The sequence below is a fragment of the Acinetobacter genomosp. 33YU genome, assembly GCF_001990725.1.
Taxonomy (GTDB): Bacteria; Pseudomonadota; Gammaproteobacteria; order Pseudomonadales; family Moraxellaceae; genus Acinetobacter; species Acinetobacter seifertii.
Window position 1 is genome coordinate 15,101 of the sequence record NZ_LFZQ01000002.1, and the last position, 9,955, is coordinate 25,055.

Consider the following 9,955-nt stretch of genomic DNA (forward strand, 5'->3'; position numbering starts at 1 on the left):
ACCAATAAGTTTATTGTTTAAAAATGACTTTTTTAGCTGCTATATGAATAGTACTTTGAAATAAAGCATAAAATCCTTTTTTCTCATGCTACTAATTAAACTGAAAAAGCTTTAGCTGTATGATTCAAGGTTATTTTTTAAAAAAATTAGGTACAACATTTTCCTATGAATTTATTTTTCATTTTTTCTTGAAATCTAATTTTTTATATTTTTGACTAAAATTTATGTTCTTTATCTTATTTATAAAACAAAACTTATTAACTTAAATTAAAAATCTTATGTTTATAAATGTTAACTAATCAACACTTCCAAGATAAAAACAGGACTTAATTATTTATTTAAAATTAAATTTTAATATAAGAACAATGACTCAGTTTATTAAAACTTAAATAAATTTTTAATTACTCAATTTCCTTTTTAATTTACTTACTTCAATACTAAGATAATCCCAAATAATTTTAATAAAACAATTTTCAATCCCTCTATCAAGTTTATTATTTTTATGAGAAAATTACAAAAACATACAATTTTTTACATGATGAACAAATTTACCACTTTATTTTTACAAAACACATTTGCTGGGGCACTCTCTCTTTTAGCAATAAATTCTGCTCAAGCAGATGATTTATATACATTATTCAATAAAGCAAAATTATATTCTCCACATTTACCATTGGCCTATACTCAAAGTGAAATTGCTAAACAAAAAACAAACCAAGCATTTGCCAGTAAAGATCCAAAAATCAATTTTACAGCTCAAGAGAAAAAGGGATTTAATAAACAACCAGCCCACGAAGAAACCGATTATCGCTCACGAAATTATGCGGTTCAGTTTTCAATTCCCGTTTATAACAAATCTCAAGATGAAGCAATTAAAACAAATAAAATTGGAGAGAAAATTGCTTTAGAGCAACTACAAGCAAACTACAATGAACTCTTACAAAATATTGTGGAGCAGTATTTTAAAATTTTAAATCTCAACTCTAAGCTTAACCTTATTCAACAACAGCAAATTTTAGTTCTTGAACAAAAGAAAATGGCAACTGCAAATTTTAATCAGGGAATGGTATCTATTACTGATTTAAGAGAAGCAGAAGCAAAGCTATCTACCCTGCAAAGTCAAGAAAATAGTATGCGTTTTGAAATAGCGAAAGAAAAAAGTATATTAGCCGAGTTTATAGGAACTGATGCCATCAGTTTTATTGAAAATAAAACATCTTTAGAAAAACTCCCTCCTCTCTCATATACCGATCAGGCACACTACAATCAGTTACTACTAGAGAAGAATAATCAAATTAAATTATCAGAACTCAATCTAGATGTAGCTAAAGGTGAGATTAAACAATCGGAAGCAGAAAGATATCCTGTTTTAAATTTTTCTGCGAAATTAACCAGAAATCTGGACTCACAAGATTCTGCGTTTACTAGTAAACAAAATGGCCTAGATTACTTATATGGCTTTGAATTAAATATTCCAATGTATAACACTGAAACGTCTTATAAAATTAAGGAGAAAAGAGCAAGTTTAGAAAAAAGTAGATATGAACTACAACTCTCAACTCAAAAACAAAAAGCACAGATGCTCGATGCCTTTTACAGCACTTTATCTGCAATTAATAAAGCAAACGGCATGAAAGATGCCGAAGATTCATCTCAAAAAGCATGGATTGCCAATAAGCGTGCCTATGAAGTAGGAATGCGAGTAAATGCTGAGGTCTTGGAAGCACAAGCAAAATATTTTGAAAACAAACAAGAACGTTTAAGTGCTTGGTATGAGGCTTGGCAAAACTATATCAAACTGAAAATTACGACAGGTATTTTAACTGAACAGCAAATCATTGATATAGACCATATTTTTTATTCAACCTCTTCCCAATTAAGTTCTCGTTATGACAGATAATAATTTACAAAATTTACCAGATGCTATTCAGCACTGGTTACTTAACCTTAAACGTCTGAATATTAATGTATTGGCTGTTTGTTATGAAAATTTAACAGATTTTGGTAGCCATGCTTTTGAAGACTCCCAGATTAATGAGTTATGGAATGTAATCAAACAACATTTAACGCTAGATAAACCTGTTGCTATTCAAAAAAGTGAACAAGGTTATCTTATTGGCTATTTACTGATAAATTCTAGCTCGTCCTCGTATCTTGGGTTATCCATCACACCACCTATTCATGAAACGACGCTGGAACTTATACGAACCAGTATGGGGTGGTTATTTTACGAGCAACAAAGTCAAAAGCTTCAACATGCGATTCAAGCAGAACAACTTCTTGAAATTTTTGCACATGTCATTAATCAAACACAGTTCCAAATTGCGGCACAAGAATGGGTCAATCAAACCACGACTCAAATTCGTAAACAGTTTGCGCAATATCAGGATATTCAATTAAATTATTTCTTAGTTAAAGATGCTCATAAAGTGAAATGGGTTGTCTCCTCTGAACTGTCATGGACAGAAAAAGGAGCAGCAGAAATGCAAAAACTCAATGAAATCGCATTACAAGCATTATTTTTACAACATGACCTCAAAGAATATCAGTGGTTCGCCTATCCTATTTTTCATCATGGAAAAATTCAGGCTATTTTAGTGGCGAAAGACCGTGATTTTGAACAATATGAAGTACATAATGCGTTAAGCTTATACTTAAAAAGCAATATCGATTTAATTCATCCGCTTTTACAACATTGGTATCAATCCGAACAAAGCCTTCTTCAACATAGTTTTAAGTCTGGAAAAAATATATTAAAAAAATACAGTACTGAAGGTCACTATGCTTGGAAAATTATTACAGGCCTTATTGTTGTCTTTCTACTGTGTATTACTTTAATTCCGGTTGATAAGTTAGTCACTGCCAACCTAAATGTTGAAGGGAAAACTCGCTGGATTATTTCTGCACCAACTCAAGGTTTTATACAAACAGTCTTTGTCCGACCTGGAGATAAGGTTAAAAAAGATCAAGCCTTAATCCAACTCGATAATACTGATCTAAAAATACAAATTGCTGAACAACAAAGTTTACTTGATCAGGCACAACATCAGTTCCGTGTGGCTATGGCAGATCAGAATCTGACAGATAGTGGTTTAGCTGCCAATCAGATTAAGCAACAAGAGGCAAAAATCCAGACCATTCAAAGAAAGATTAATCAAACTAAAGTGACTGCGCCAATTACTGGAACCATTATTGACGGTGACTGGGCTCAACAAATTGGAACACCTGTTGAAGATGGTAAAGAATTATTCCAAATCGCATCACAGGATGCCTATAAAGTCATTTTACATGTTGCAGATAAAGACATTCACTTCATTCAAAAAAACCAGAACGGCGTTTTAAAGCTAACAGGCTTACCAGATCAAACTTTTCCAATTCGTATCACCCGTATTACTCCGGTTGCTTCAGTTCAAAACAATGTAAATGGCTTTAAAGTTGAGGCTGCATGGATAGGTTCTCCGCCTGCCCTAACCCCTGGTATGCAAGGTGTTGGGAAAATTACAGTGGGTAAAACCAATCTACTCTTTCGCTGGTCACGAGATTTCATTAACTGGATGAAATTAAAGATCTGGTCAAATTGGTAAAGTCATGCAAAGTTTGTTTTCAGAACATTGGCATCTTGTACGTCATTTAAAACCTCAGTTGCGACAGAATGTTGAGGTTTTACCACGTATTTTACGAGGCCGTGCTTGGTTTTTATTATTTGAACCGATGTCACAACGCTTTGTTAGAGTTAACCCCGAAACATGGTATGTGATTACTCTTTTAGATGGCAAAACTAATGTTGAAAAAATATGGGATAAAGCGGCCGAATATATTGAAAAACAAAATATCAATCTCGACCAACACTACCGAGCAATTAGTCAAAATGAGTTAGTACAATTACTCACTCAGCTTTATAACAATGACTTATTACAAACAGAAGTATCTTTTGACTCTGAAGAACTATTTAAGCGCTATAAAAAACAAAAATTTAATAAATTAAAGCAATCATTTTTAAACCCAATTAGTTTAAAAATACCTCTGCTTTATCCCGATGCTTTTTTTGGTCAATTAAGTAAATTAGCGCGTTCCATTTTTAGTGTATGGGGATTTTTACTCTGGTTTTTAATCGTAACTCCTGCACTTTTATTGCTGAGTGAGCACTGGCAAAGTTTAACGAGTAATTTATCGGACCGAGTGCTATCAACCGGTAACCTTTTTATTCTTTGGCTGACATATCCAATTGTTAAATTAATACATGAATTTGCTCATGGTTTAGCAATAAAAGCCTGGAATGGAAATGTCAGAGAAATGGGACTTATGTTCATTATGTTCATTCCCATCCCCTATGTCGATGCGACCTCTTCTTATCACTTTGTTTCTAAATGGCAAAGGATTGTGGTATCGGCTGCCGGAATCCTCACTGAGCTTTTACTGGGCGCAATCGCAATTTATATCTGGCTATCGACTGAACAAGGCTTGATTCACGCATTTGCTTACAACGTCATTTTTATTGCTACTATTTCTACAGTATTAGTAAATGGTAACCCACTCATGCGCTATGACGGTTACTACATTTTGTCAGATTTGCTTGAGATTCCCAATTTGGCAGGTCGAGCGACTAAATATTGGATTTATTTATCAGACCATTATTTGTTTGGTGCAAAAACAGTACAGCCACCTTATGCAACTGAAAATGAAAGATTTTGGTTATTCATTTATGGTTTGCTGTCTCCTATTTACCGCATCACCATCATGTTCAGTTTAGTCTGGTTTATAGCACAAAAGTACTTTTTCTTTGGTGTGATACTGGCTGCTATCTCTGGTTTTATGACTATTGTTTTACCTCTATACAAAGGAATAAAACATATTTATCAAGGAGCGACCTTGTCAAAATATCGTGAACAAGCCATTCAACGTTTATGGATTATTATTGCGGCAATTGTTCTTATATTTTTTATTATCCCGTTTCCATATTATAGTACTCAGCAAGCTATTGTATGGATGCCAGAAGAATCTATTATTCGTGCGAATGAGTCAGGGCATATCCAAAGCATTAATTTTAAGAACAACCAGATTCAACAAAACCAAATCCTTTTTCAACTTTCTAACCCAGATTTACTTGAAAAATATGAGTTACAAAAACTTCAAGTTGAAGAGTTAGATTACAAGCTAAGACAAGCTTCTCTGGATGATCTGGCTCAACGTCGCAAATTAGAATATCAAAAGCAAGGTGCCGTTCAGCAGCTTCAACAGTACCAATATAAAATTGAACAGCTTCAAGTCACGAGCACAGTTTCCGGAAAATGGTTTGCTAAAGATGCTACTGAGATCAAGCAAAGATACTATAAACGTGGTGACATTATTGGTTATGTTATTAATCAACCGGCACAAATTGTTCGTAGTGCGGTTTTACAGCAAGATTATGATTTAATTCAGAACCGCTTAAAAAATATTGAAATCCGCTTTAAAAATCATTTTGATGTGATTTATACAGGGAAAATCATTAGAAGTACCCCGCAAACACAAAAGAAACTTTTATCTTCAGCATTAGGTAGTCAAGCGGGTGGAAATATTACAGTTGATCCTAATGATCAGGAAGGCAAAACAGCTTTACAGAATTATTTTGATTTAGATATTCAACTGTCACAACCATTAGACTCTTCTGTTTTCGGTGATATTGCATATGTTCGTTATCATTTAGGCTACTCGCCTCTTGCATGGCAGTGGACTAGAAAATTGCGTCAATTATTTTTGGAGCAATTCTATGTCTAATCTACGTGCCATCAAAAATATGTCTCTGCACCCTTTTTATTTATCAAATGTGGCGCGAGTAGAACAAAAAGATATAGAACTACATAAGCTTGAAATATTTTTTGCAAACTTATTAGGCTGGATTCCCGCAAAGAAAATTTCTAGAAGGCATATTCATAAATTTGCACAAGCAATAGCAGTTCATAAAGATGCTTTAAAAGAGCTGGACCAATCACAGCTTGTACAGAAATTTCAGCATACTGTTCAATTATTATCACGCGAGACCAATCATAATCAGTCTATCGCTTTAATATTTGCATGTGTTGGAGAAGCGATTTCTCGTGTTTTTAATATCTACCCTCACCCTGTTCAATTTATGGGAGCATATATATTACTAACAGGCAGACTTGCTGAAATGCCTACAGGTGAAGGAAAAACGCTTGTCGCAAGTATGGCCGCAACTATTATGGCTGCAACTGGTAATTTCGTTCATGTTTTGACTACAAATGCTTATTTGGCTCAGCGTGATGAAGAAGAATTACGTCCCCTATTTGAGTTTTTCCAACTCAGCAGCGGTGCAATTCATAGTGAAATGGAAGTACCAGAAAGGAAGGAAAATTATCAAAAACAAATTTGCTATGTCAGTGCAAATGAAATCGTCTTTGATTACTTAAAAGATCACATTTCAGGAAAAGGTACTCAACCTAGACAAATTGAAAACTTACGTTCATTGGCAACTGGAAAAGTAGCTGATGATACGATGATTGTACCAGCCCTACACTTTTGTATTGTAGATGAAGCTGACAGCGTGTTTATTGATGAAGCCCAAACACCAATGGTGATTTCGCAAGAAACCGAAGGCCTTATTGAAGCACCAGTTATTCATTGGGCAATTGCCCAAGCAAGAGAGCTTATTCGAGATGTCGATTTCACGATACTTGAGGCTGAGCACCATGTTGAAATAGAAAATATTTTTCCAGAAAAACAGGTTCCCTTACCTCAGGATGTCAGACCAATCTGGTATAACCATGCATGGAAAATGCTACTAGTTAAACAAGCACTTACTGCTTTATATCTTTATCATAAAGACCAGCATTATATTATTCAGGATAATAAAATTCAGATTGTGGATGAGTCTACAGGCCGAATTATGGCTGATCGCTCATGGGAACAAGGATTACATCAGCTCATCGAAGCTAAAGAAAATATTGAGCTCACCAAAGGCCGAGACACTCTAGCCCGAATGACCTTTCAACGTTTCTTTAGAAGATATTTACTTTTATCAGGCTTAACAGGAACTGGGCTAGAAGTTGCACGGGAACTGTGGATGATCTACCGTTTAAAAGTATGTCAGATTCCTCCAAATATTCCGTCCAAACGTAAACAATTTAGACACCGATATTTTAAAAATAATGAACAGAAATATCAGGCAATTGCAAAACATGCTAAAGCAATTGCCGATACAAAACGCTCAGTTTTAGTTGGTACACGTAGTATTGAAGCCTCCGAAGCTATTTCGGAAGCACTTGCCCGACTTAGCATTGAACATATTGTCTTAAATGCCCGCCAAGATGCTCACGAAGCTTCAATTATTGCTGAAGCAGGACACAGTGGAAAAATTACAATAGCCACCAATATGGCTGGGCGTGGTACAGATATTAAATTGCGTCCTGAAACTAAACAAGCTGGTGGCCTACATGTCATTTTGACGGAGTTTCACGAATCAGCTCGAATTGACAGACAACTTTATGGTCGGGCTGGTCGTCAAGGCGATCAAGGATCATGTGTTGCCTATATTTCTGGTGAAGATCAGTTAATGCAACAAAATATCCCATGGCTTATAAAGTTTATAAACTTCATTCCCTTCATTTATTTGCAATATATTTTTTTAATTTTTGCGGTAAAACGTATGCAAAAAAAATGTCAAAAACGTGCTTACCGAAACCGTATATCCATGTTTAAACATGACAAAAAATTAAATTCTCAAATTGGCTTTGCAGGAAAAATTTATTAAATGAAATATTCTTTTATTGTTCCTATTACACTTCTTTTATCAGGTACTACCTATGCAGAAGCTATCAATTTCGCATGCATGATACAACCTGCAAAAATTGTTGAAGTAAGAAGTCCAATTACAGGAGTCTTACAAAATGTTCCTGTAAAAGCAGGAAGTCCGATAAAAAAAGGACAAGTTCTCGCTCAAATCGAATCGAGTGTCGAAAAATCTGCAACTCAGTCTGCTTACTATAAAACCCAACTTAAAGGTTCAGCCAACATAGCACGATCTAAAATTGAGCATGCTGAAAGTAAAGTACAACGCATGAAACAACTATTGGCAGAAAATTTCGTTTCCCGTCAGGCCTATGAAGATGCTTATAGTGAACTACAACAAGCTCGTTCAGAGCTACAATCAGCTCAAGAAAATATCAAGCAAGCCGAATATGAATACAAACAAAGCCAAGCTGATTTAAACCGTAGAAAAATTTATAGCCCTTTCAATGGTGTAGTTATACAACAGTACATTCATGCAGGTAGCTTAGTCAGTCCAACCGAAGGTAAAAATCCAATTTTAAAAATTGCTCAAACTGACCAATTTAAAATAAATGCAATTGTGCCTTTAAAGTACTTTAATCAGATTAAAAAAGGTCAAAAAGTAAAAATTGTGCCTGAAAGCCCATTTGAAAAGTTTGCTACTACTATCCAACTTGACCATGTTGATCAAGTCATTGATGCAAGCTCAGGTACTTTTAGTACAGGCGCAACCATAAAAAGTAATAGCGTAAAATTTCCAAGTGGTATTCGCTGTAAGATGTATTTATAAAATACATCTTACAACAACAATACTATTTTAAAACTTTAACTACTTATTTTTTGATAATAAGGTAATGCTGTACCAGTCTATTTAACCAAGTCCATTAATATGTAATATTCAGAATAGCTTTGATTTAAATAATCTTTATCTAGTACTAATGCAATAATTATCAATTGCTGGGACTAAAAATATTTTTTAGTACAGTTTTAAAATAGGAATGAGTTATAGCTATAACTCATTCCTATAAAAGTCTATAAAATAACTTTAAGACACAACATCATTATATCTTTTCTCGACTTCATCATATACCTGTTCTACTTTCCAATCTGCATAACTCTTAAATCGATTATTTTTCTTAATATAAGGCAAGGACTCGTGTACTAACTGATCATATAGAGGATCATTTAAATATTTAGCAAAGGTTAACCGATTAAATACAGCACCACTTGTAATATATTCTTTCTCATCCCCGTGATTAAACCATTGATTCAAAGTTTCTAAATCTTTGTGTTGCTCCGCATCATAAATTAAAAAATCATAAATTTGCTTAAAAATACTTTCAAGCTGTTGAGTGTTCGTTATTGCTAAAGGTTTACCCTCTATACCATGTAATGCTGGTATAGATTGTAAAGTAAAGTCTTTAATAAAATGATCTCTAGGTATCCAAAAAGCTTTATTTTCAGAATACTGAATATAACTACTCAATAAAATTTTTGAAAAACCTAACTCAGATTTAGATAAATTTGATGCAGTTATTATGAGAATCTTCTCATATACAATTTTACTAAAATCTCTATAGAAACCAAATTTATCATTATATTGATGCTTTTTTTCTCTTTCTGAAAACCCTAATTTTTTTTCGTTCATCATTAGCCATTGATGAAAAAATTGCACCAATTTATCTTGATTAGCCGGTAATATTTTAAACTGGCTTAATTGATCTTTAGTAATTGGTTGAATGGTACGCAACCAATGTCTAATATCAGTCTGTTCCGGAAATATATTATCTTTACTAAAGAAGATATATGCTCCTGCATCAAAGCCGACTACATCATATTTTATAATCGCTTCAACAACAATTTTATATAAATATGGACTTTTTTCAAAAAAGTAACGATCTATATCCAATACATTTTGTTGTGTTGGGACAATATAACCTTCAGCATTATCAAAAAAATCTATAATGTCTTGATCAAAATTTTCTACAAGTTCTGGGTCAGTCACTGTATGAATGATAGAGCGTAAACATTGCTGTAGATTCTTGCTGTATCCTGTATTCTTTGGATGAGTTGCGTAATACTCAGCTTGTTCAAGATTATTAATTTGGACATCATGATGATGCTCATTTGCATCCCAAATATAAAATAATGATGACACGCGATTCCCCTTTCTAAATTTAAATTATAG

The 9,955-nt window shown here is 33.7% G+C and carries 6 protein-coding genes; 5 read left to right on the forward strand and 1 reads right to left on the reverse strand.

Annotation, left to right across the window (positions count from 1 at the left end):
* Nucleotides 1-502 precede the first annotated feature (502 nt).
* Genes AC056_RS01460 through AC056_RS01480 form a run of 5 tightly spaced genes read left to right on the forward strand, consistent with a single transcriptional unit; the run spans nucleotide 503 to nucleotide 8,557 of the window.
* Entirely contained in the window at nucleotides 503-1,900 is a 1,398-nt protein-coding gene (locus tag AC056_RS01460) for a TolC family protein (protein WP_081410790.1), read from the forward strand.
* Nucleotides 1,890-3,584: an efflux RND transporter periplasmic adaptor subunit gene (locus tag AC056_RS01465; RefSeq protein WP_077162516.1), complete on the forward strand. Its 1,695-nt coding sequence runs from the start codon at nucleotides 1,890-1,892 to the stop codon at nucleotides 3,582-3,584. Before AC056_RS01460 ends, AC056_RS01465 begins: the two co-directional genes overlap by 11 nt.
* Nucleotides 3,585-3,588: 4 nt before the next feature.
* The gene (locus AC056_RS01470; RefSeq protein WP_077162517.1) at nucleotides 3,589-5,757 is read left to right on the forward strand and encodes a site-2 protease family protein; all 2,169 of its coding nucleotides are present in this window, start codon (nucleotides 3,589-3,591) and stop codon (nucleotides 5,755-5,757) included.
* Nucleotides 5,750-7,750 (forward strand): hypothetical protein, encoded by a 2,001-nt coding sequence (locus AC056_RS01475; RefSeq protein WP_077162518.1) that lies wholly within the window; start codon nucleotides 5,750-5,752, stop codon nucleotides 7,748-7,750. Before AC056_RS01470 ends, AC056_RS01475 begins: the two co-directional genes overlap by 8 nt.
* Entirely contained in the window at nucleotides 7,751-8,557 is an 807-nt protein-coding gene (locus AC056_RS01480) for an efflux RND transporter periplasmic adaptor subunit (protein WP_077162519.1), read from the forward strand.
* Between the two features lie 255 nt (nucleotides 8,558-8,812).
* On the opposite strand, the gene AC056_RS01485 is transcribed toward AC056_RS01480, so the two are convergent.
* The gene (locus tag AC056_RS01485) at nucleotides 8,813-9,925 is read right to left on the reverse strand and encodes a hypothetical protein (RefSeq protein WP_077162520.1); all 1,113 of its coding nucleotides are present in this window, start codon (nucleotides 9,923-9,925) and stop codon (nucleotides 8,813-8,815) included.
* Nucleotides 9,926-9,955 lie beyond the last annotated feature (30 nt).

Coding starts and splice junctions, on each gene's coding strand:
- AC056_RS01460 (WP_081410790.1), top strand. CDS start 503: ATGAGAAAATTACAAAAACATACAATTTTTTACATGATGAACAAATTT.
- AC056_RS01465 (WP_077162516.1), top strand. CDS start 1,890: ATGACAGATAATAATTTACAAAATTTACCAGATGCTATTCAGCACTGG.
- AC056_RS01470 (WP_077162517.1), top strand. CDS start 3,589: ATGCAAAGTTTGTTTTCAGAACATTGGCATCTTGTACGTCATTTAAAA.
- AC056_RS01475 (WP_077162518.1), top strand. CDS start 5,750: ATGTCTAATCTACGTGCCATCAAAAATATGTCTCTGCACCCTTTTTAT.
- AC056_RS01480 (WP_077162519.1), top strand. CDS start 7,751: ATGAAATATTCTTTTATTGTTCCTATTACACTTCTTTTATCAGGTACT.